Here is a 22,076-nt window from a genome sequence, read left to right on the forward strand (position 1 = left end):
CCTCCTAAAATAGGTTCTACCAATAGTGTAAAGTTTTTCTCTTTACTTTTCAATATATGCAGCTTGTTTTTATTTTAATCCTTCAACGATGTCTGATAGTTCACTCCATCTTTCCATCGTTTTTTCTAGCTCTTCTTCTGTTTTCTGCTGTGCTTCAGATAATTCTTGTGCCTTTGTAAAGTCAGATCCAACTTTCGCAAGTTCTTCTCCAATTGACTCAATTTTCTCTTCTAGTTCGGCAATAGTATCTTCAATTGTTTCCCATTCACGCTGCTCATTGTATGAAAGTTTACGTTTACGTTGTTGTTTTGGAGCTTCTTCTACTACTTTTTTCTCTTTTTGAACTTCCGCTTTCTCAATAAGTTCTTTCGTTTTTTCCATTTCTAAATAATCTGTATAACTACCTAGGAACTCACGCACTTCGCCTCCATCAGTAAAGATGAACAGTTCATCTACTACTTTATCTAAGAAATAACGGTCATGCGATACAGTTAAAACGACACCTGGGAAATCTTCTAAATAATCTTCCAGTACTGTTAATGTTTGTGTATCTAGATCATTCGTAGGTTCATCAAGTAATAGTACGTTTGGTTCTCCCATTAAAATACGTAATAAATATAAACGTCTTCTTTCACCACCAGATAGTTTACCAAGCGGTGTACCATGTGAATGCGTCGGGAATAAGAAACGTTCTAACATTTGAGATGCACCAATTACTTTTCCATCTGTTGTATGAATAACTTCTGCAATCTCTTTAATGTATTCAATCATACGCTGATTTAAATTCATCTCTTCATTTTCTTGCGTATAATAAGCAACTTTTACAGTTTGTCCTACTTCAACTTCACCACTATCAGGAGATAACTTGCCTGCAAGCATATTTAATAGAGAAGATTTCCCGCTTCCATTCGCCCCAATAATTCCGATACGATCGCCTGGTTTCACGATATGATTAAAATTATGTAGTACCGTCTTATCGCCAAATTTTTTCGTTACATCTTTTAACTCAAGTACTTTCTTTCCTAGACGACTTCCACTTAGTGCAATATCAACTGACTGTTTTGCAGCTGGTCCTTCTTGTCCCTTTAGCTCATCAAAACGCTGAATACGCGCCTTTTGTTTCGTCGAACGGGCTTTTGCACCACGGCGAATCCAAGCAAGTTCACGACGATATAAATTTTGGCGTTTTGATTCTTGTGCCGATTCTTGCTCTTCACGAAGTGCTTTCGCTTCTAAAAATGTACTATAGTTTCCTTCGTAGCTATATAGTTTACCGTTATCTAATTCAAAAATACGGTTTGTCACACGATCTAAGAAATAACGATCATGGGTTACAAGTAATACCGCACCTGTATATCTTGCTAGATATTCTTCTAACCATTCAACTGTCTCATGGTCAAGATGGTTCGTAGGCTCGTCTAAAATTAATAGATCAGGTGTTTCAATAAAACATTGTGCCATTGCGATACGTTTTTTCTGTCCACCAGATAAATTTCCAACAGTTGCAGTGAAATCTGTAATTCCTAATTTCGTTAGAAGAGATTTCGCACTTGCATTTGCTTCCCATGCACTCATTGCATCCATACGTTGCTGCACTGCAAATAATTGTTCCTGTACTTTTTCATTACTTGGATCTTTTTCGATATTTAATAATGCTTTTTCATAATCACGAAGAAGACGAATTAAAGGTGTATCACCATGGAACACTTGCTCTAATACTGTTAGTTTTTCATCAAACTCTGGTTGCTGTGATAAATAACTAATTGTATAACCACGTGAATGCGTCATATCACCTGTATCAGGAGTTTCTAACCCTGCAATAATTTTTAATAATGTCGATTTACCAGTACCGTTTACACCAATAATTCCGACACGTTGTCCTTCTGTAATACTACATGATAATCCATCAAATAACGGTTTTTCTCCGTATGATTTCGATAAGTTTTCCACAGTTAACATTTTCATATTTGTGCATTCCACTCTTTCATAAATTGTTCAATAAACTCTTCCATATAACGATGACGTACTTCAGCCTCTCGTTTTGCTGCGTTCGTGTTCATTAAGTCTTTTAGTTTTAAAAGTTTTTCATAAAAATGATTTAAAGATGGATCGTTATTTTTTCGGTATTCATCTTTCGTCATCACTTCACGAGGAGGAATATTTGGATTATACATTAATCTCCCTTTCGCTCCTCCGTATGCAAACGTACGAGCTATTCCAATTGCACCAAGAGCGTCTAAACGATCCGCATCTTGAACAATTTCCCCTTCAATTGATTCCACTTTGCCACCATGGCCACCCTTAAAGGACATATTCGCAATAATGTGGAGAATATGTTTACTTTCCTCTTGTTCAACATGTAAATCTTCTAACCAATCAGAAACTTTTTTCATTCCTGCCTCTTCACTCTCATTTAACTTCTCATCTGCTACATCGTGAAGTAATGCCGCCATTTCAATTATAAAACGATTTCCCCCTTCTTGCTCGGATAAAGAAATCGCCAATTTATGTACTCGTTCAATATGATACCAATCATGCCCACTCGCATCTTTTTCTAAAATATGTTTTACGAAAGTTATTGTTTTTTGAATTTTTTCTTGTTTTATCATTTTATCTTCACCCAGTTTCTTATTGTAACACGCCCGCATTTTTTCATCACATATTTTCTTGTCCGCCCATACACTAGGTGGTAGGCATCATCATGAAGGAGGAATAAAAATGTTCTATAATAATCAACCGCCTTACCCACAACAACCATTTTCCCCTCAACATCAGGATCAAAGATATGCAGAACAATATGAGGAGCAAGAAACACAACATCAAGAACCCCAATACGAACAAAATCCATACACAACTCCGCAAAATCAAGAAGCTGAATATCAACAAAATCCATATGAAACACGTCCAAATTATGAATATCCTCAAAATCCATATGTAGCACCACAAAATCAAGAACAACAATATCAACAAAATCAACAAAATCCATATGAAACACATCCAAATTATGAATATCCTCAAAATCCATATGTAGCACCACAAAATCAAGAACGACAATATCAGCAAAATCCATATGAAACTCAGCATACTCAAGAACAACAATATCGACAAAATCCACAGGCAACTCAGCATACTCAAGAACAACAATATCAACAAAATCCATACGCATCTCAGCCACAACAACCGCAATACCAACAACAAATGTATCAACCAAACTCCGATTCACGTGTCTCACCACCTGTACCACCAACAATTGATCCGACGCAACCACAAATTTTACCTCCAGGACCAACGTTAGATATTACACAGCCACAAATTTTACCTCCAGGACCAATTACAGAACCAACACAACAACAAATCCAACAAGTTGTCGGCACACAGTTTTTATCTTTAAAGAAACCTGTACTAGATTTCGTAAAACCTTGGGTAGATTACGGTTTAAATGAAGCAAAACATACATCACACCAACACGCTTTAACGGAAGTTGCTGCTATTATGTTCTTAATTGGAAAAGGATTCAACCCGACGATTGCTCATTATATTGTGGAATCTTGGGAGAAGAATGAACAGTTTTAGGGTTGTTCATTTCGTATAACACAAATACTATAAAAGTGCCATAAAAGCCTGTTATACAAGCTTTTATGGCACTTATTCATTTGTTATATTATATTCTATTTCAATAGGGAATTTCATATTTTTTTACGAGTTTTTATATTATTTGTGAGCAAAATGTGAGCAAATAATAGCCTTTTAATTAAACTGTATTAGATTAATTTTTATTTTGAAAACCATTCATTTAACATAAATTCCTACAATAAATCTTGTATTACAATCACCTTGATAAATAGGTATTACCGTTCACCTTGTTGAACATTTGCTTATTTCAACGGAATTGTAAATAACTTAATGGACAAGTTCTATTTTGATAGTGAATTTATGGGAGCGTAAAAAAAGCTCCCATACATTGAGGAATCAATAAGGGGATTTTTTCAAAAAGCATACGGAGCGGGATTTTCTACAACCGTAATACATGTTTTCATATTGTTAAAACACTCAAAATTCCTCTTAAGGATGAGAAAACTTCATATCTTATTTATTTAACTTATGTTACGGTACAATATGTCAATTAATTACAATACTTTCTAAAAGGAGGATACATAATGAAAGCAACGAAACTCGTATCATTAGCAATACCTATTTTATTATTAGTAGGTTGTGGGATAGGAGATAAAGGTTCTACCCCTAAGACTGAGGAAACTAGTAAAGCAATGTCGAAAACAGTAATATCTGAAAAACAGTATCCGTATTATATTTGTGAGCAACTGGTAGAGTTTCAATTCAAGAAGGATGAAATATTATTAAAACTAGGAGAAGCTTCAAAGGACAATAAGAAATATAAAGATGTATTTAAAACAGCAAACGATATGGATGAAGCCTTAGATCGTATGGAGAACATAACAGTACCTGATAAATACAAAGACATTCATAAACTCGTACAAGAAGGGATAACAGATGCAAGAAAAGGAACAAAGTTAATAAAAGACGCCGATAAAGACGATGGACTGAAGATTCAAGCAGCTGTATTAAAAAGTTCTCCACATATGTCAGGTGTGGATGGAGAACAGTGGAAAGAAGCAATTTATAAGTTAAATCAGGAAACCAAAGATGCCTACGCCAAAGCACTTGATAAGAAAATGGAAGAACATACAAAGTAATAGAGTAACTTGTAAGAATACATACTTGATATATTATTTGATTTAGGGGGCATCTTCATGAAAGTTGTACGCTCTATATTTAAAGCTTTTCGTTTAATAGGTTTAATTGTAAAACCTATACTCAAAGCATTATCTAAAAGCAAACTTTAATAGCATAGAAATAAAAAAGCCGTCATAATGACGGCTCTTATTTTTGGTAATCAAACTATTCTTTTGTCAAAAACTCACTTCACATACACATAGGCTTCATTTGCTGTTACATAGTATGTTTTACCTTTACTATTGTGTACTTTATATTGTGACGATCCATTGACAGTTACTTTCGCATCAATTGTGAATCCTAACCCTGCATCCACAGAACCACCAACATCTTTATCCTGCCAAGATGGAGCATCATAGAAACGTAGATTATTAACTTTAGAAACAATTCGTTTCCCTACAATAATAAATGCCCCTTAATATAATCTGAATTTTATACATTTACATTTTTTTCTTTTTGTCTCATACTTTTCATTGGGAAAGGGAGGAAAAAAATGGTTCAAATCAAAGTAACAGTAAAATCAGGTCGTCCTTGGGAAATACCTAAAATAGATAGAGAATAAACAATAAAGGAGATAAATTATGGCAATTCATATTACAATGAATAAAGAATTTGAAGACGAGGAAATAGTTGTATACCAATTTTATCCCTCAGAGTATCCAGATAAAGTTGGAAAAATGTATTTTCATAAAAAAGAGCAAATGTTTCATGAAATAGATCCAGTTCCGGTAAAATCAGCTGCAACAAGTGAACATTACTTTCATTGTGCATGTAGCAGAATAATGAAATGTATCAAGAGTGGTGGAGAATTCTTGGAAGAAATGACATATGGAGTATAATGAAATGAAAAAATGTATAAGCCGGCTCAATTAAGAGCCGGCACTTTTTATTTTACAGTTATATAATATTGACTAGCTGTAATGTAAAACACATTACCTCTACTATTTTTCACTTTATATTGAGGTGAACCATCCACAGATACTTTATCAAGGATTGTAAACCCTAGTCCTTCATCCACACTTCCTGCTACATCTCTATCTGCCCAGGAGGGGGAATCATAGAAACGTAGATTATTAACTTTAGAAACAACACGCTTTCCAACAATAGAAGAATCCACTGTGCTTTTCTTACTAAACTTCACATAAGATGGATCGTTTTTAATCCATTGCTCACCGCCAAGATTTAACCAACCATCCTTTTCGTCACATCATAGTGAGTCCACAATCCTTTTTCTACAGATAATCCACGATCACGTAGGATTTTAGCAAGTAATTTTACATATTTATCATAGCTGCGTTTGAATTTCTTGTAATCAAATGTTCCGTCCTCATTACGTACAGCAAAATAGATTTCTTTTACATCATGTTTGTTTGTCATCATTCATCATCCTCCAAAATAAAAAGCACCCGAATGGATGCTTAAATTAAACTTATTCATTATCAATATCTCTACTTTCATCATTAACTGATTTCGGGTCTAACAAGCTTCCTATATCAGGCGGCAAAGTTAACTCTATACCAGCTACTGGTTGATTATCCTCATTAAAATAATACTTCTTCACCTTATTCAATTCTTCATTTTTCTTATTTTCACTCATATTACCCCGCCTTTTATGTATGATATTAAACACTTTACTTAATTTGTACATTGAGAAAGATAATATACTATTTTTTCAACTCACACACGACTTATACAATTTTTGCATAATGAAAGGGCAACTGTGCACCAGCTGCCCTTTCGTCAAAATTTTATGATTATAAATACGGTAAATGAAGTAGTCTTTACAAAATGGATCTCGTCACGAGAGCACTTTATTAAGTGCTCTTTTTTTCTGGAGGTTTTCTACAAAATGAAATTTTTGTGCAAAAGATACAAACTCAGACAAAAATAACGATTTTGTTACTTTTTCGTAACTACTATAGGTATATGTACATGTTACAATTTATATGATTTTACAGATTACCCCTTGCAACTCCATGTATATTCTGCCCTTGTTGCTCCTCCGATAAGGGCAGTTTTTAATAAAGAATAGAGATTTTATTTAAAGTTTACAAAACCCACATTTACAAAAATGAGTTCAAAATTCCCATTTTGTTTATATGATTTCTTAAAAAATTTAAAATTCTATAATTAGTAATGGAGGCATTAAAATGAGCAGTACCCCAGAATTATCACAACAATTAGTCCCCCAAAAACAATTTAATCCTAACAATCGACAACAAACGAAGAAAAAACTAAGACGGCGTTTGTTGTTAACTTTAGCTTTTATATTGTCTGTAACTTTGTCTGCTCAACATTCCATTTACCAACAACAAAAATTAATAAAAGCAAAACAAGCCCTAATAGGTCAAGAAAAACAAAGATTATATGCTCTAGAAAAGGTTGGAAAATCCCTTGAGAAAGATATTAAGACTTTAACAGCAAGCGAAGAAGGAATGTTAAAATTCGCAAGAAAACTATATAAATTTTCCAAACCTGGCGAGACTATATTCCCAATAAATAATTAACGTATAAATAATCTGATAGTAATTTAATTTATTTAATATTTGTATCACTGATTTTAATTATTTTTGCTCCAAAAGGTATAGGAAGGAACTTTGCTATTGTTGTTTTTATACTTGTAAGTATTTTCCACCCCTTCTTTTCCATTATTGGTGCTATGTTCGGGGCTAGCTGAAACACATTTAAAAGACATAAGCCCGGTACAATACCGGGTCCATGCCCAAGGAACTTCCAAATGAAATAACGTGTCTAACTTTTTTGGATCACTTCATTCTATCAAACTTTTCAAATCCGCTTATACTAGCGCCTTCTATTAGGACCTCTTTTTTCTAGGACCTACAATTAATTTGATTGCTGTTCTTTCTTGATTATTGATAGAAACCTCTTGAAATGCTGGAACAAGAACCAAGTCAATGCCACTTGGAGCTACAAAACCTCTTGCAATCGCAATTGCTTTAATCGCTTGATTTAAAGAACCAGCTCCAATCACTTGGATTTCTACATTGCCACTTGCTCTTAGTACACCCGCAATTGCACCTGCAACTGAATTTGGACTTGATTTTGAGGATACCTTTAATATATTTTCCATGTAAGTTGCTCCCTCTATTATTTATTAGCTTTTCGTTACAGTTTGAAAAATAGTTAACGTATCTTTATTCCTACCAAAAGCAAACAGTACTGTATAATTACATTCATTCGATACTTTTTGTCTTCTTCCTGCACAACTACATAAATAAAAAGCGAGGACTAAATTTCAAACTTAGTCCCCGCTTTATTCATTATCTCCTGGTTCACACTAATATATCTTATTGATTAAAGTTTCACTTTATTTAATTCTATATGTTTATTTCTCTTACTTCTCCACATAAACAGACTTAACAATCGTACGATTATAAGGCTGTCCTTCCTTATTCATCCCTTTTATATCAATCGTAATGTTATATACGCCTGGCTGCTTTACGTTTTTCAAAGCGCCTGTAAACGTATTAGTATTTATATTTTGCGATTCATTTGATTCAGATACTAGCTCCCCTTCTTTATTAATTACTCTTACTGTTACTAAAAGGTCACCTTTCATTTCAGGAGCTGTAGGTGATTTTTTTAGTTTATAATCTGTTTTATCTAATTTGACTTTTGCCGGCATTTGAAGGACGAACGGAGCTTCTTTTTTGTAATCAGTTACAATTAAATATGCATCTTTCGGCTGCTTCGCCATCATTTTAACTTGCCATTCTCCTACGTCCATTTTATCAAATTTAAATGTTCTTATAGTCGCTCCTTTAAAGAAAGATTCACCTTCACCAATTGCTAAAGCACTATCTTTATTTGTATAAACTTTTCCTTTTGGAGATATAAGTTGTGTTTCTACATCTGAAGAGGCAGTTAAAACTGAGACTGTTCCTTCTGCCTTTTTGTCTACCACAACAGTTTGCCCTATCCACTGATTTTGTTGTAATTCTCCTCCTAAAATATTTTGATTAGAAGTTGTGTTTAATTGTTCTACCTTTTCATCTGAACTATAACTCGGAGCTAATAAAGCTGGTACTGCTACATTTGCTGTACGTAAATATGGTTCAATTCTTGCGAAAACAGCCGAACCTTTCCGTATATTGTCATGATCAAATCTTGAATCTGTAAATAAATGTGTTCCATACGGCAACTTAGCACTCCATTCGTTCACTAATCCATCATTAGAACCGTATGATGCTAAATACAGTCCGCCCATAGATAATGCTGAAAATACAGGTCCCCAACTTGTCCCAGTAGCCGTAAAGTAGCGGTTCAACTTAACTGCAGGATTATTATCTATTGTAGATCGAAATTTTGCCATTTCACCTAGTTGTAATGAATACGTACCATCATCTTTTTGACCTAATATAGAAGCAAGCCATCCTGCCCACCAACTATATGATAAATCCGCTAAATTTGATCCATAATGCGGAGTGGCAAGTGTAATAACATTTCCAACAAATCGATTCGCTCCGTATCCAACTAAAGCAGCTTGTGTATCGATACCACCTTTACTATGAGCTACAATATTTACTTTTTTACCAAAATGATTATAAATCTCTTCAAGTTTTTGCGCTAACAATTTTCCATTGTCCCACTGACTCGCTGACCCTTTCCCTGCAGCATCATACAATTGAATAAATACAGTTTGATAGCCTGCTCTCACTGCATAATCGTACATATCATTTATATCGTGATACACTGTTTTTCCATACCAACTATCCGCATTACCATTTCTTCCTTGCACAAAGAGAATTGGTGGTTTATTCTCATCATAATTAGCTGGCTTCTGACCTAAAAACCATTCTCCAGGAGTAAATACTTCTTTATCTGGAAATCCGGTCTTAAGCTCTTTTACAACCTCCGCCTGTATATTTGTACTAATAACAATTGGACTTATAATAAAAAGTACAATAAGTAATACGATACATCTTTTCATAATCCCCATTAAAATCCCCCTTTTTTCATCCCGAAAGAAAGCGTTATCATTTTAATGAATACCTATTGTTATAAAACCTATTTAATCAATTATTTTTGTGATACATTTGAATAAGAAATTAATAACGACATTCCTTTCTTATCCAACGTTATTCTCTAAATAATCCTTCATTCCTTTTTGCAATAAGGGTATTAAATATTTCTCAACTAAGCTTTCTCTTTACAAAAAAGCTGCGTATAAAAGGTCTCTTTAATAACCTTTTATACGCAGCTTCTTTGTTTAAAACTCGATGATGTACTCATCATCATATTTATCGTATTGTAAACCAGCTCCGATTTTCAATTCTGTAACTTGATCTCTTAAAAATGGTGCATCTTCTATATTACTAGTTGCAATTTCAATTCCATATTTTTTTGTTAAGTGCGCTAACTCTATTAAAAACCATTCTCTTCGTAATGCGACTGGAATGTCATACGTTCGTCTTTTCATGTATACTAGCGCCTCATTTATTTTCATAAATATAAAGAGTATCCCCTCTATTTTTAATACACTTTTTAAATCTATACTTCATCATAAAAGGCTAATGAAACATTATAGTATATACATGTCTGTTTTAAACGTGCTATTGCAAAATTAGTATAAAAAAGACGGCATACCCCTTATTAGTTTACATAACGAAATTATGTAACAGTAAAATGGTAAGACTTGTCCCTCATCCTTTTACTATTAAAATTTAAATTAAGAGCATTTTGGTACACCTAAAGCTAAAAATAAACCTGCTACTCCTGCTGTAATTGGTACTTTTAACATAATAACATCATCTACTTTCGTTACTAAAAAGTAATCATTACCTTCTTGTAACACGCAATTCACTAACAATTGGAATTCAATTCAAATCCCCTTCTTTCAGACGAGATACTATAATCTATGAAAATCTTTTCGAAAGGTAATAGGAATCAAATTCATTTTTCCCTATATATAAAATATTTATTTTTGTTTGTTTATCTATTAAAAATAATATAAATTTTTTTATTTTATTAGAAACCCTGTTAATCCCAATGAATTCTTATATAATCAAAAGGGCAAATCTTACAAATGGAGGTATTGAAATGGCAGTTTTGAGTAATATTGGTACAGCTTTATTTTTTATTGCTTTTATTCTTTTAATCTTATGTATTATTTCATTCTTTAAGAAAAATGGTAAGGCGATAAAATATGGTCGTTTTACCGTTATTCTTTTTATGATTTCAATTGTCTTAATGGTGACCGGCACAACAAAATCTGATCACCCAGTCGTCGAATTTTTTGCTATTTTAAGTTTCGTTCTATTTATATTCTTCCTTGTTCTTGCGATATTATCTGTTATTAAGAAAACAGGTGTAGCAAAAAAACAATTTATTATTACCGCTGTGTTATTTGTCATTTTCTTTGCGCTATTAGGTATTTCAGGTCCTTCATCTGAAAAAACGACAACAAGTAATAAACAAGTCGCTTCTAATAATGAAGAGAAAAAAGATGCCGAAAGGAAAAAGGAATTAGAAAAGAAAGAGGCGGACGAAAAAACTCGTAAACAAGAAGATGAGAAACGCCAAGCTGAGGAACAAGCTCGTAAACAGCAAGAAGAACAACGTCAAACTGAAGAACAGGCTCGTAAACAGCAAGAAGAGCAGCAACGTCAAGTTGAAGAACAGGCTCGTAAACAACAAGAAGAGCAGCAACGTCAAGCTGCTGAGCAAGCTCGTAAACAACAAGAAGAGCAGCAACGTCAAGCTGAAGAACAAGCTCGTAAACAACAAGAGGAACAGCAACGTCAAGCTGCTGAGCAAGCCCGTAAACAACAAGAAGAGCAACAACGTCAAGCTGCTGAGCAAGCTCGTGTACAACAGGAACAACAAAAAGCACAGCAAAGTCAAACACAACCAGTTGCTGAAAGCAATAGTAATACATATTACAAAAATTGTACTGAAGTTAAAAATGCTGGAAAAGCTCCTTTATATAAAGGTCAACCAGGATATAGCTCTAAACTTGATCGTGATGGCGATGGAGTCGCATGTGAGAGATAATAATAAAAAAGAAGCTCATTAGGAGCTTCTTTTTTATTATACTTCCTCAATTTCCACTTCTAAATCCACGGGCTTCGTCTCTGGTACAAAACGTCCCATTACTTCCCCCTCCTTTTGAATTAGAATCCTCTTGAAGTTCCAGCTCACTACTTTCATAACGAATAATGATGTAATTAACACATAATAAGTGATGTATATCACTAAATAGATTTTAAATTACTGCTATTCTACATTTAGATATTAAATTTAAACTTTATGGAGGCATTTATATGGAGCATACATTTACTGAGACTTCTATTATTGGTGATATTGTTACACAATTTCCAAAGGCTAGTGATCTTTTTAAATCATATAGAATAGATTTTTGCTGTGGTGGTAATAGACCACTTATAGATGCTATTAATGAGCGGAATTTATCAGCAACAGAGATTATCACAGAGTTAAACACTCTTTATCATAATACAAAACTATTAAACGAATCTGAAATTGATTGGAAAACTGCTTCTTATCGCGAACTGATTGACTACGTTATAAATAAGCATCATCGCTATTTAAATGAAGAGTTGCCACAGTTAAGTCCATATGTGACTAAAGTATTACGCGTTCATGGGGCAGGTCAGCCTCATTTAGCTCAAATTCATAAGCTATTTCATGAACTAAAGATTGAATTAGAACAGCATTTAATTAAAGAAGAAACGGAGGATTTCCCATTAATTTTAGAATTCGAACAAAATCCAACTGATGAAAACTATGCAAAGTTACGTAAAGTAGTAGATGAGTTGGAAAATGAACATAACCATGCTGGCAATATTATTAAAGAACTTCGTAAAGTGACAAATGACTTTACACCTCCAGAAGGAGCTTGCGGCACTTATCGACTTGTTTACCAGCGCCTTGAAGCTCTTGAATCTGATTTATTTGAGCATATTCATTTAGAAAATAACATTTTATTTCCGCGTGCAATTACGAGAGCATAAATACAGCGCAGGACATGAGTATAAATACTCATGCCCTGCTTTTTCATTATGTAAAAAACATTCACACTTCCCCCCACTATTTCACTGAAGAGCTTGATATAATTTAATTTATCGAAGAAATATATCAGTTAGCATTAAGGAGTTGTATTTATGAATGAAGAAATGATTAAAAAACATTTACGAGAGGTCTTCCTCTTTAAAGAACTTTCAGAAGAAGAACTACAGCCTATTGTAGATATTTCAAGTTTACGAACATATAAATCTAAGTCATTTGTATTTATGCAAGGTGAGCCACTTGACCGTGTTTTCTTTATCCACTCAGGGAAAGTAAAAATTCAAAAAACTGATACAACTGGAAAAGAGCAAATTGTGGCTGTACTTCAAGCTGGAGAAATGTTTCCACACGCTGGTTTCTTTAGGCGAGGTGTCTTTCCGGCTCATGCTGAAATAATTGAAACTGCTCAATTAATCGTTACACCAATCACTGATTTTGAGAAGATTTTGATTCAGTACCCTGAATTATGTATAAAATTATTTAAGGTTTTAGGAGAAAAAATTGTGGACCTTCAAAACAGATTAGAAGAACAAATTCTTCATGATACGTATGAACAAATTATTATGTTATTACTGCGCTTATGTAAATCAAATGGTATACAAGTGAATGATACATACACATTAAAAACACAATTTACAAATCGCGAGCTCGCCAATATGATTGGATCCTCAAGAGAAACAGTTAGTCGTACAATGAGTCAATTAAAACGTAGAAAGTTAATTGATCTCGATGAAAATGGCTGTTACATAATTGACCCTAATGCTTTAGAAGCAGAAATCCTTTAAAAAATGAAACTTTCTCAACGGAGGATTCTTCATTCCCAATTGATTATTCCTCCTTTCTCTCTTCTTTAATTCCCTTAAATAGCTTTTTCTCTCATAAAGTGAAACTTCAAATTAGCCTCAACCTCACCCTATCTACTTCCCCTACAATCTTTTGGTATGGCTATCTACTCTACTCACATAGCCAAATATTCCTTTTGTTTCTCCCTGCACATAAATCCGAATTTTAATAATTTGTGAATCATTATAAAAATGTGATAAATATCACATCTCCCTATATTTTGATTTTCTATAATGGAAATATAATTATTTGTTCAACATTTCACATAAAAGGGGAAATGAATATGAAAAAACGTTTGGTTATGATCGGAAATGGTATGGCTGGAATACGCTGTATGGAAGAAATATTAAAACATGATAGTAGTTTATATGATATTACTATTTTTGGAGATGAACCGCATCCAAACTACAATCGTATTATGCTCTCTCATGTTCTTCAAGGCAAAACAAATATGCATGACATTATTATGAATGAATATAGTTGGTATAAAGAAAATGAAATAACTTTATATACAAACGAAAGAGTTCAAGGTATTGACCGAGAAGAAAAAGTCATTGTTACAGAAAAAAATCGTACTCTTACATACGACAAACTCATTATTGCAACAGGATCTAGTGCTTTTATATTACCTGTTGAAGGTTCCACCCTTCCTGGTGTGACAGGATTTCGAACAATTGAAGATACACAATTTATGATAAACAGTGCTAAAGACTATAAAAAAGCAGTTGTCATTGGCGGTGGATTACTTGGTTTAGAAGCCGCAAGAGGCCTCATTGACTTAGGGATGGATGTACATGTTGTTCATTTAATGCCGAGCTTAATGGAGCAGCAACTAGATTCCAAAGCTGCTTCCTTACTGCGTGAAGATTTAGAAGCGCAAGGCATGAAATTTCTTATGGAAAAGAAAACTGTGAAGATTCTTGGAACAAATCATGTCGAGGGCATTCAATTTGAAGATGGTGAAATTGTAAATTGTGATTTAATCGTGATGGCTGTTGGAATACGTCCGAATACCCAAATAGCAAAAGATGCTGATTTAATTGTAAATCGCGGTATTGTAGTCAATGACTATATGCAAACGAATGATGAATCCATTTATGCGGTTGGAGAATGTGCAGAACATGACGGTATTGCATATGGACTTGTTGCACCACTTTATGACCAAGGTGCAGTATTAGCAAAACATATAACACATTTACAAACTGCTGGATATGCGGGCAGTATCGTTGGTACACAATTGAAAGTTGCAGGTTGTGACTTATTCTCTGCTGGCCAAATTTATGAAGATGATCAAACGAAAGCAATATCAATCTTTGATGAATGTAAACGTTCCTATAAAAAAGTATTAATTCGTGACAATAAAGTCGTTGGTATTGTTTTATATGGTGATACCGCTGATGGTACACGCCTCTTTAGCATGTTAAAGAAAGAAGAAGACATACAAGAATATACAGCAGCTTCCCTTCTTCACAAAGCTGGTGAAGAAAGTGAACTTAACGTTGCTACTATGAGTGCTGATGACACTGTTTGCGGATGTAACGGTGTTACGAAAGGCACAATAGTTCATGCCATTTTAGAACAAGAATTAACTACTTTTGAAGAAGTAAAAGGATGCACGAAAGCCGCAGGATCTTGTGGTAAATGTCGTCCACTTGTTGAACAAATTTTATCTCATACACTTGGAGATGCTTTTGATGCCTCTGCACAATCTGCCGGTATGTGTGGATGTACAACGTTATCACGTGATGAAGTCGTAGCGTCCATTTATGAAAAAGGTTTAAAATCTCCAAAAGAAGTACGAAATGTACTTGGTTTTGCACATGAAGACGGATGTTCAAAATGTCGCCCTGCTTTAAATTACTATTTACGTATGGCGATTCCGGAAGAATATGCAGATGATAAATTATCCCGTTTCGTTAATGAAAGAATGAATGGTAACATCCAGCATGATGGTACATTTTCTGTTATTCCACGCATGTACGGAGGCGTTACAACAGCAGATGATTTAATGAAAATTGCTGAAGTTGCGAAAAAATATGACGTCCCTCTTGTGAAAATTACAGGTGCGAGCCGAATCGGCTTATACGGTGTTAAGAAACAAGATTTACCTAACGTATGGGCTGACTTAAATATGACTTCTGGATATGCGTATTCAAAATCTCTTCGTAATGTAAAATCATGTGTTGGTTCTCGCTTCTGTCGTTTCGGTACGAAAGATTCATTAGGACTTGGTATGCTCCTTGAGCAGTCATTAGAAATGGTAGATACACCTCATAAAATGAAAATGGGTGTAACGGGTTGTCCACGTAACTGTGCTGAAGTACTTACGAAAGATTTTGGCGTTGTGTGTGTTGAAAATGGATTCCAACTTTATATCGGAGGAAATGGTGGTACGGAAGTACGTGAAGCTGATTTTGTAATGATTGTCCCTACCGAAGACGATGTCCTTCGCATCGCTACAGCTTACGTACAATATTATCGTGAAACTGGTATTTACGGGGAGCGCACTGCCTACTGGACAGAACGATTAGGTTTCGATCACATAAAAGAAATACTACAAGATACAAGTATGGTCACGATGCTAAATGAGCGTTTCCAAACAGCTCGTAACACATATAAGGAAGCATGGGGACAAGCATTAGAAACGAAGTCATTAAAAGCTATGTATGAAGTAGAAACTGTGAAATAAGGAGCCGTGATCCATATGTTACAAACGAAAGAAAAAATAAAAGTTATGCGTGCAGAAGACCTTCCAATTCAAATCGGTAAAGAGGTGCAAATGAAAGACATGTCTATCGCCCTATTCCGCCTTTCAAATGGTGATATTCGAGCTGTAGAAAATCGTTGCCCTCATAAAAATGGACCATTAGCAGAAGGAATTGTCTCCGGTAAATTCGTCTTTTGTCCACTACATGATTGGAAAATTTCATTAATAACAGGTGAAGTTCAAAAACCTGATGACGGTTGTATTCAAACGTATGATGTAGAAGTTATTGACGGAGATATTTATATATACATGTAATTTACAAAAGGAAGCCTCCCCTGGCTTCCTTATTAAATAAAAATAGACGAGGTGCGAATATGAACGGATATGTATATTTAGTTGGTGCAGGACCAGGTGAGGAAGGGCTTATTACAAAAAAAGCGATAGATTGCTTAAAGCGTGCAGATATCGTCTTATATGACCGCTTATTAAATCCTACCTTTCTTAGTTATACAAAAGAAACATGTGAACTTATTTATTGCGGAAAAATGCCAAAGAATCATATTATGCGACAAGAAATGATTAACGCCCACCTCCTTCAATTTGCGAAAGAAGGAAAAACCGTTGTACGCTTAAAAGGCGGAGATCCCTCTATTTTTGGTCGTGTAGGTGAAGAAGCAGAAACTTTAGCAGCAGCGAACATTCCATATGAAATTGTACCAGGTATTACATCTAGCATCGCTGCTAGTAGCTATGCAGGTATCCCCCTCACCCACCGTAACTACAGTAATAGCGTTACTTTACTAACTGGACATGCAAAAGGTCCTTTAACCGATCATGGAAAATATAATTCATCCCACAATAGCGACACAATCGCCTACTACATGGGTATAAAAAACTTACCTACCATTTGTGAAAACTTACTACAAGCAGGAAAAAAAGAAGATACGCCAGTAGCAGTCATTGAATGGGGTACAACTGGCAAACAACGCGTTGTCACAGGGACACTTTCAACCATTGTTCATGTGGTCAAAAACGAAAATATTTCTAATCCTTCAATGACGATTGTTGGTGATGTCGTTTCCTTACGTAATCAAATCGCTTGGAAAGAACGTAAACCATTGCACGGTAAAAAAGTATTATTTTCAGCTGCTACAAATAAAGAAAGTTCAATAAAAAAAATGTTACAAGAATGCGGTGCAGAAATATATCAAATTCCAACTTTCAAAAAGAAAGAATACACATTAACCTCTGAACAAATCAATGAGATTTTTAGCGTTGATCGCCTTGTATTTTGTTCTGCTGAAAGTATAGAAATCTTGATGCGATCATGCAGTAAACATCATAAAGATATTCGTTCCTTACACGCGGAACTTCAATATATGAACCTTTCCGTTCAAGAAAAGCTTACGCAATATGGATTGTTAAGTAAACCTGCACAGTTTTCTTCTCATTCTACTATTTATTTAGACCGAAACATTAACCGAATTGCTTTTATTCAAGAAAAAATTGGTGCTGGTTCTTATATGATGACTCATGAGTATACAATTGATAATCGCTTCGATGAAATTCATTCACGTATGCTTTCTGAATTCTCATGGGATAGCATTGTATTTGAAGGGCGTGCTTCAATTGATACGTTTCTAGCAGAAGTAAAACGTCTTGGCTTTATGCATATTCTTACTCTTCCCTTCTCGTATACAGACGTTCCAACTTTACACTATGCGAATAAAGTCGGGTTTCATAACGTAGATCATCAATTACAAGACATTATTACGAAGAAGGATATGGTGGCACAATGAAAGGAATTGTATATGTTGGACACGGTAGCCGATTACAAAAAGGTAATGAACAATTCATTCACTTTATTCAATCTGTTTTGAAAGAACGTAACGAAAGGATTCAAAAAATAGCTTTTCTTGAACTCACAACTCCTACCATTCAAGATGCAGTTACAGAAGCGGTAATAGAGGGAGCAACTGAAATAATGATTGTACCTGTTTTATTATTTGCAGCTGCTCATTATAAACGTGATATTCCTTTTGAGATAGAGCAAATACAAAAGAAATATCCACATATAACATTTTCAGTTGCACCACCTTTTAGTACACATCCTCGTATGGTTGAACTTGTAGTAAAACGCATACGTGAAACTATGCCAATGCAAGGTAGTAGCGTTCTGCTCGTGGGACGAGGTAGTAGTGATCCTCAGCCCATATATGAGTTACAACAAATTGGTGCAGCTGTCGAAAGAAAACTCGGTATGCCAGTATCTTGTTCCTTTTTAACAAAAGGAACTCCCTCTTTTACCGCTGAGCTCAAAAATATAACATCGAATACTTCCCATGTATATGTTATGCCGTACCTTCTCTTTACTGGATTGTTGCTTCAAAAAATTAAATTGCACACAAAAAAATATGATCACGTTACAACTTGTAATTGTCTTCAGTTTGATACATATATGAAGTTAGCATTATTAGAACGAATGGAGGAATGTGTGTATGTATAGCATGTACCCTCTTATGTTTAATCTAGATCAAAAAGTAGTTGTTATAATTGGTGGTGGTAAAATTGCATATCGAAAAGCGGCTGGATTAAAAGATACAGGTGCTTTTGTCACCGTTGTCAGCCCAGAGATTTGTGAGGAAATGAAGCAGCTGCCTTATATTACATGGAAGCAAAAAAACTTTACTGATGATGATATTATAGATGCCCACCTTATCTATGCGGCAACAAATCAACATACTGTAAATTTGATGGTCAAACAGGCCGCCCATGATTTCCAATGGGTTAACGTTGTAAGTGATGGTACAGCATCATCATTTCACACACCTGGCGTCATACGAAATGATGAATATGTTGTAACTATTTCAACTTCAGGTAAAGATCCATCGTTTGCGAAGCGTATGAAACAAGAATTAACTTCTGTCCTTCCTAATCTTATAAAAAGACTTTCTCGTACTCACAAATTGTAATCTATTTCTTAGCTAAAATAGTAATTAACTTTGGACAAACGTTTTTTAGAGGCGTTTGTTCTTTTTGTTTTGGTTTCGTTTTTTAGAATCGCACAAGCAATTGGACAAGAATCTGCGAAGAAAAATAATGGTGTTGGAAACTTGTAAGCAAGTGAATTTTATGACAACTGCAACATTACGGCATAAAAAACCTTTATTGAGAGCAACTGGTTCAATAAAGGTTTTATATTGGATATTCATTCAACCAAATTAGCGCTTGTTCATAATCATCAAAAAATTTTACAGATTCTTTTGTATTGGATTGTTGTAAATAATTCATTATCTCCCCTTCTTCAAGAAGAAACGCAATTGCCTTACTGTGATTCAAAATGGTTTCATTGAAGAACTTATCTTTCCATGCTTTTTGAACAGAAAAATGATTTGGCGTGTATCCTTTTCTATTCACCAACAATTTGTATTTCCGACCCTCGGAAATGAATTGCTGACAAACCTGCTCAAAGCCATTAAACCATTCATAAATATCATCTGTTTTTATCTTGCCAATTAGATGGGTAACAATTAAATCTCCTGAAACTGTTGTGCTGATATTCTGTTTACTCAACTTGGAATCATCTCCCTTAGTTACAATTATGCGTAAAAATCTCATAAAATCAATAAGGATAAAATTCTTATGCAATAAAGCAACATTATTTACGAAAAGAGCCTTGTTATTAATAAAACAATTCATTCTCTTTTGTTCAAGTAAAAAAAAGGATGCCTCTACTAGACATCCTTTTTTCTTATTAATTATTCTTTAACATCACTAACAGCTTCTCTTGGCTATACATCCACACTGTAATGATTAAACAAGCAAGTGCTACTTCTGACAATGCCATAAATCCAATTGCATAATGACCTGTTAGTTGGAATAGTAACGTTAAAATTAATGGTGGGAAGAACCCTCCTAGTCCGCCTAAAGCTGAAACTAGTCCATTTACAATCCCTGCTTGCTCAGAGAAATACATTGGAACGAGTTTAAAGATTGTACCATTTCCAATACCTGCACAAAATGCAACTAGTAAGCAACCAAATGTATACACATGCATACTAGGCATAAATGATAAAATAATACCAGATAGTGTTAAGCCGATAAATACGAAGATTAATATTTTAAATGGATTAAACTTATCACCAAGCCAACCACCAATTGGGCGCATCATTGTTGCTAATACGATGAATCCTGCTGTCCGCATACCTGCATCTACTTTCTCTAATCCGAAGTGAGATACTAAAAAGTTTGGTAAATATACTGTGAATGCTACAAATGATCCGAATGTTAAAAAGTAAAAGATACATAAAAACCAAAGTTTTTCATTTTTATATACACCTTTTATTTGTTCTATTAATGGTGTATTCACCTTTTTCTCCTTACGATCGCCTAATAAAAAGTTCATAAGTGCAAATGCTGCAAGTAAAACTAAATAACACTGTACAGTTGTTCTCCAGCCAACTGAAGTTGCAATAACAGGTGCTAAGAAGGAAGTAATTGCTGTTCCTGCGTTACCGACACCGTAAATACCATTTACAAAACCGTGACTCTCTTTCGGAAAGTATTTTGGTAAAGAAGTTACCCCTACCGAGAAAACAGCTCCACCGATTCCTACAAATAAGCCACCAATAATTAAATCCATCATAGAATTGGCAACACTAATATAAAAGACAGGGAATAATAAGAGAATAAAACTAATAAAGAATAATTTTCTTGCTCCATAACGATTTGTCCAATAACCAATTGGAATGCGAAGAATAGAACCTAAAATAACGGGTACTGCTGTGACCATAGAAATTTGTCCCGCAGTTAATGGAATATCCACTTTAATATAAGGCATTAATGATGATAAAATGACCCATACCATAAAACCGATAACTAGATTAGAAGTTTGTAAGCTTAATTGAAAATTAGGACTTTTCATCCTGTTCCCTCCTATGTATGCATAGTTATATTAATTCCCTCCAGTCTAATCACGTACTAACATGATTAGACTGAAAAGAATCAACCACCACTTACTGGTGGAATGATTGCTACAACATCACCAGTTTGAATTATGTCGTCTTCATTTGCATATTCTTCATTTATAGCGACCATAATTTCGTTTGAAATTACTACGCTGTATTTCTTTATAAGAATATCTTTTACCTCAGCAACCGTAATATTTTCACAATCTATTTGCAACGTTAACTTACTTGCTTCTTCTTGCAAATTTGCAAATAATAGTACGTCAATCATCTTCTCATCTCCTTTTCAGGCTCACCATTTACATATGCTACTTTCTCTAACTGATCACCTATCCATGACTCACCATCTTCCCAAAACTCCTTTTTCCAAATCGGAACAATTTGTTTAATACGTTCCATAATATATTCATTCGCCTCATAAGCTGCTTTCCGATGTGGTGTAGAAACGGCGACAACAACGGCAAGATCAGAAATTTGCAATGTACCAATGCGATGTGTAATTGCCACATATGTCCCAGGCCACTTCTCTTCTACTTCGATACCAATTTTCTCGAGCTGTTTTTCCGCCATATTCTTATAAGCCACATACTCTAAATATAGCGTACGACGTCCTTTCGTAAATTCTCTGACAGTACCAATAAAAGTAGTAACAGCACCACACTCACGCCGAATTACTTTACTTGTAACATCTTCAATCGAAATAGGTGTATCAATTACTTCATAATACGTATGTGTCATCTTGCACCTCTTATCTTTGTCTA

The 22,076-nt window shown here is 34.5% G+C and carries 23 protein-coding genes and 3 pseudogenes; 12 read left to right on the forward strand and 14 right to left on the reverse strand.

Annotation, left to right across the window (positions count from 1 at the left end; all coding sequences use genetic code 11):
* Nucleotides 1-69: 69 nt before the first annotated feature.
* Together VK90_RS10120 and VK90_RS10125 are read right to left on the reverse strand one after the other, a co-directional pair.
* The gene (locus tag VK90_RS10120; protein WP_048372459.1) at nucleotides 70-1,965 is read right to left on the reverse strand and encodes an ABC-F family ATP-binding cassette domain-containing protein; all 1,896 of its coding nucleotides are present in this window, start codon (nucleotides 1,963-1,965) and stop codon (nucleotides 70-72) included.
* Nucleotides 1,962-2,609 carry an HD domain-containing protein gene (locus VK90_RS10125; protein ID WP_048372461.1) on the reverse strand — a complete coding sequence of 216 codons (648 nt, stop codon included), beginning with the start codon at nucleotides 2,607-2,609 and terminating at the stop codon, nucleotides 1,962-1,964. Before VK90_RS10125 ends, VK90_RS10120 begins: the two co-directional genes overlap by 4 nt.
* A gap of 109 nt (nucleotides 2,610-2,718) precedes the next feature.
* On the opposite strand from VK90_RS10125, the gene VK90_RS10130 reads away from it, so the two are divergent.
* A complete protein-coding gene (locus VK90_RS10130) occupies nucleotides 2,719-3,573 on the forward strand; it encodes a hypothetical protein (protein WP_048372464.1) in 855 nt (284 codons plus the stop codon).
* 584 nt (nucleotides 3,574-4,157) lie between these two features.
* A complete protein-coding gene (locus VK90_RS10135; RefSeq protein WP_048372466.1) occupies nucleotides 4,158-4,712 on the forward strand; it encodes a hypothetical protein in 555 nt (184 codons plus the stop codon).
* A 224-nt stretch (nucleotides 4,713-4,936) separates the two neighbouring features.
* On the opposite strand, the pseudogene VK90_RS28400 reads toward VK90_RS10135, so the two are convergent.
* Nucleotides 4,937-5,155: pseudogene (locus tag VK90_RS28400) on the reverse strand (N-acetylmuramoyl-L-alanine amidase); the annotation flags it as partial.
* Between the two features lie 178 nt (nucleotides 5,156-5,333).
* Here VK90_RS28400 and VK90_RS10145 point away from each other — a divergent pair.
* Entirely contained in the window at nucleotides 5,334-5,591 is a 258-nt protein-coding gene (locus VK90_RS10145; protein WP_048372470.1) for a hypothetical protein, read from the forward strand.
* Between the two features lie 47 nt (nucleotides 5,592-5,638).
* Here the strand turns inward: VK90_RS10145 and VK90_RS29820 are convergent.
* A pseudogene (locus VK90_RS29820) lies at nucleotides 5,639-6,072 on the reverse strand (hypothetical protein); the annotation flags it as partial.
* Between the two features lie 109 nt (nucleotides 6,073-6,181).
* Nucleotides 6,182-6,349 (reverse strand): hypothetical protein, encoded by a 168-nt coding sequence (locus VK90_RS30230; RefSeq protein ID WP_044441988.1) that lies wholly within the window; start codon nucleotides 6,347-6,349, stop codon nucleotides 6,182-6,184.
* Nucleotides 6,350-6,902: 553 nt separating this feature from the next.
* On the opposite strand from VK90_RS30230, the gene VK90_RS10165 reads away from it, so the two are divergent.
* A complete protein-coding gene (locus tag VK90_RS10165) occupies nucleotides 6,903-7,259 on the forward strand; it encodes a septum formation initiator family protein (protein WP_048372479.1) in 357 nt (118 codons plus the stop codon).
* Nucleotides 7,260-7,567: 308 nt separating this feature from the next.
* On the opposite strand, the gene VK90_RS10170 is transcribed toward VK90_RS10165, so the two are convergent.
* The 4 genes from VK90_RS10170 to exsG all read right to left on the reverse strand — a co-directional run bounded on the left by VK90_RS10170 (nucleotide 7,568) and on the right by exsG (nucleotide 10,594).
* Nucleotides 7,568-7,843, reverse strand: coding sequence for a stage V sporulation protein S (locus VK90_RS10170; RefSeq protein ID WP_002171638.1), 276 nt, complete (start codon nucleotides 7,841-7,843; stop codon nucleotides 7,568-7,570).
* Between the two features lie 264 nt (nucleotides 7,844-8,107).
* Nucleotides 8,108-9,712 carry a lipase family alpha/beta hydrolase gene (locus VK90_RS10175; protein ID WP_048372481.1) on the reverse strand — a complete coding sequence of 535 codons (1,605 nt, stop codon included), beginning with the start codon at nucleotides 9,710-9,712 and terminating at the stop codon, nucleotides 8,108-8,110.
* A gap of 270 nt (nucleotides 9,713-9,982) precedes the next feature.
* A complete protein-coding gene (locus VK90_RS10180) occupies nucleotides 9,983-10,192 on the reverse strand; it encodes a hypothetical protein (protein ID WP_048372863.1) in 210 nt (69 codons plus the stop codon).
* A 249-nt stretch (nucleotides 10,193-10,441) separates the two neighbouring features.
* Nucleotides 10,442-10,594: an exosporium protein ExsG gene (gene exsG / locus VK90_RS10185; protein WP_048372483.1), complete on the reverse strand. Its 153-nt coding sequence runs from the start codon at nucleotides 10,592-10,594 to the stop codon at nucleotides 10,442-10,444.
* A gap of 218 nt (nucleotides 10,595-10,812) precedes the next feature.
* Here exsG and VK90_RS10190 point away from each other — a divergent pair, with 218 nt between their 5' ends.
* Nucleotides 10,813-11,766: an excalibur calcium-binding domain-containing protein gene (locus VK90_RS10190; RefSeq protein ID WP_048372485.1), complete on the forward strand. Its 954-nt coding sequence runs from the start codon at nucleotides 10,813-10,815 to the stop codon at nucleotides 11,764-11,766.
* A gap of 36 nt (nucleotides 11,767-11,802) precedes the next feature.
* Here VK90_RS10190 and VK90_RS30660 read toward each other — a convergent pair.
* Nucleotides 11,803-11,931: pseudogene (locus VK90_RS30660) on the reverse strand (glutathione peroxidase); the annotation flags it as partial.
* A 104-nt stretch (nucleotides 11,932-12,035) separates the two neighbouring features.
* Here VK90_RS30660 and ric point away from each other — a divergent pair.
* From ric to VK90_RS10225, 7 genes are all read left to right on the forward strand, one after another.
* Nucleotides 12,036-12,743 (forward strand): iron-sulfur cluster repair di-iron protein, encoded by a 708-nt coding sequence (gene ric / locus VK90_RS10195; protein WP_048372486.1) that lies wholly within the window; start codon nucleotides 12,036-12,038, stop codon nucleotides 12,741-12,743.
* Between the two features lie 150 nt (nucleotides 12,744-12,893).
* On the forward strand, nucleotides 12,894-13,583 hold the full coding sequence (locus tag VK90_RS10200) for a Crp/Fnr family transcriptional regulator (protein ID WP_048372487.1): 690 nt from the start codon (nucleotides 12,894-12,896) through the stop codon (nucleotides 13,581-13,583).
* 341 nt (nucleotides 13,584-13,924) lie between these two features.
* Complete coding sequence (nirB, locus tag VK90_RS10205; protein WP_048372489.1) at nucleotides 13,925-16,330, forward strand: NADPH-nitrite reductase large subunit; 2,406 nt, start codon at nucleotides 13,925-13,927, stop codon at nucleotides 16,328-16,330.
* Between the two features lie 15 nt (nucleotides 16,331-16,345).
* Entirely contained in the window at nucleotides 16,346-16,663 is a 318-nt protein-coding gene (gene nirD / locus VK90_RS10210) for a nitrite reductase small subunit NirD (protein ID WP_048372490.1), read from the forward strand.
* Between the two features lie 59 nt (nucleotides 16,664-16,722).
* Nucleotides 16,723-18,147, forward strand: a complete 1,425-nt coding sequence (locus VK90_RS10215; protein WP_048372492.1) for a uroporphyrin-III C-methyltransferase — start codon at nucleotides 16,723-16,725, stop codon at nucleotides 18,145-18,147.
* Nucleotides 18,144-18,854 (forward strand): sirohydrochlorin chelatase, encoded by a 711-nt coding sequence (locus tag VK90_RS10220; protein WP_048372494.1) that lies wholly within the window; start codon nucleotides 18,144-18,146, stop codon nucleotides 18,852-18,854. Before VK90_RS10215 ends, VK90_RS10220 begins: the two co-directional genes overlap by 4 nt.
* Nucleotides 18,847-19,320 (forward strand): precorrin-2 dehydrogenase, encoded by a 474-nt coding sequence (locus tag VK90_RS10225; protein WP_048372496.1) that lies wholly within the window; start codon nucleotides 18,847-18,849, stop codon nucleotides 19,318-19,320. The genes VK90_RS10220 and VK90_RS10225 overlap by 8 nt, the downstream gene beginning before the upstream one ends.
* A gap of 223 nt (nucleotides 19,321-19,543) precedes the next feature.
* Here the strand turns inward: VK90_RS10225 and VK90_RS10230 are convergent, their stop codons facing one another.
* From VK90_RS10230 to VK90_RS10245, 4 genes are all read right to left on the reverse strand, one after another.
* Nucleotides 19,544-20,047 (reverse strand): STAS/SEC14 domain-containing protein, encoded by a 504-nt coding sequence (locus VK90_RS10230; protein WP_048372498.1) that lies wholly within the window; start codon nucleotides 20,045-20,047, stop codon nucleotides 19,544-19,546.
* A 55-nt stretch (nucleotides 20,048-20,102) separates the two neighbouring features.
* Complete coding sequence (gene narK / locus VK90_RS10235) at nucleotides 20,103-21,272, reverse strand: nitrate transporter NarK (RefSeq protein ID WP_048372500.1); 1,170 nt, start codon at nucleotides 21,270-21,272, stop codon at nucleotides 20,103-20,105.
* Between the two features lie 80 nt (nucleotides 21,273-21,352).
* Complete coding sequence (moaD, locus tag VK90_RS10240) at nucleotides 21,353-21,586, reverse strand: molybdopterin converting factor subunit 1 (protein ID WP_048372501.1); 234 nt, start codon at nucleotides 21,584-21,586, stop codon at nucleotides 21,353-21,355.
* A complete protein-coding gene (locus VK90_RS10245; RefSeq protein WP_002171623.1) occupies nucleotides 21,583-22,053 on the reverse strand; it encodes a molybdenum cofactor biosynthesis protein MoaE in 471 nt (156 codons plus the stop codon). Before VK90_RS10245 ends, moaD begins: the two co-directional genes overlap by 4 nt.
* Between the last annotated feature and the right edge of the window lie 23 nt (nucleotides 22,054-22,076).

Source organism: Bacillus sp. LK2 (assembly GCF_001043575.1).
Taxonomy (GTDB): Bacteria; Bacillota; Bacilli; order Bacillales; family Bacillaceae_G; genus Bacillus_A; species Bacillus_A paramycoides.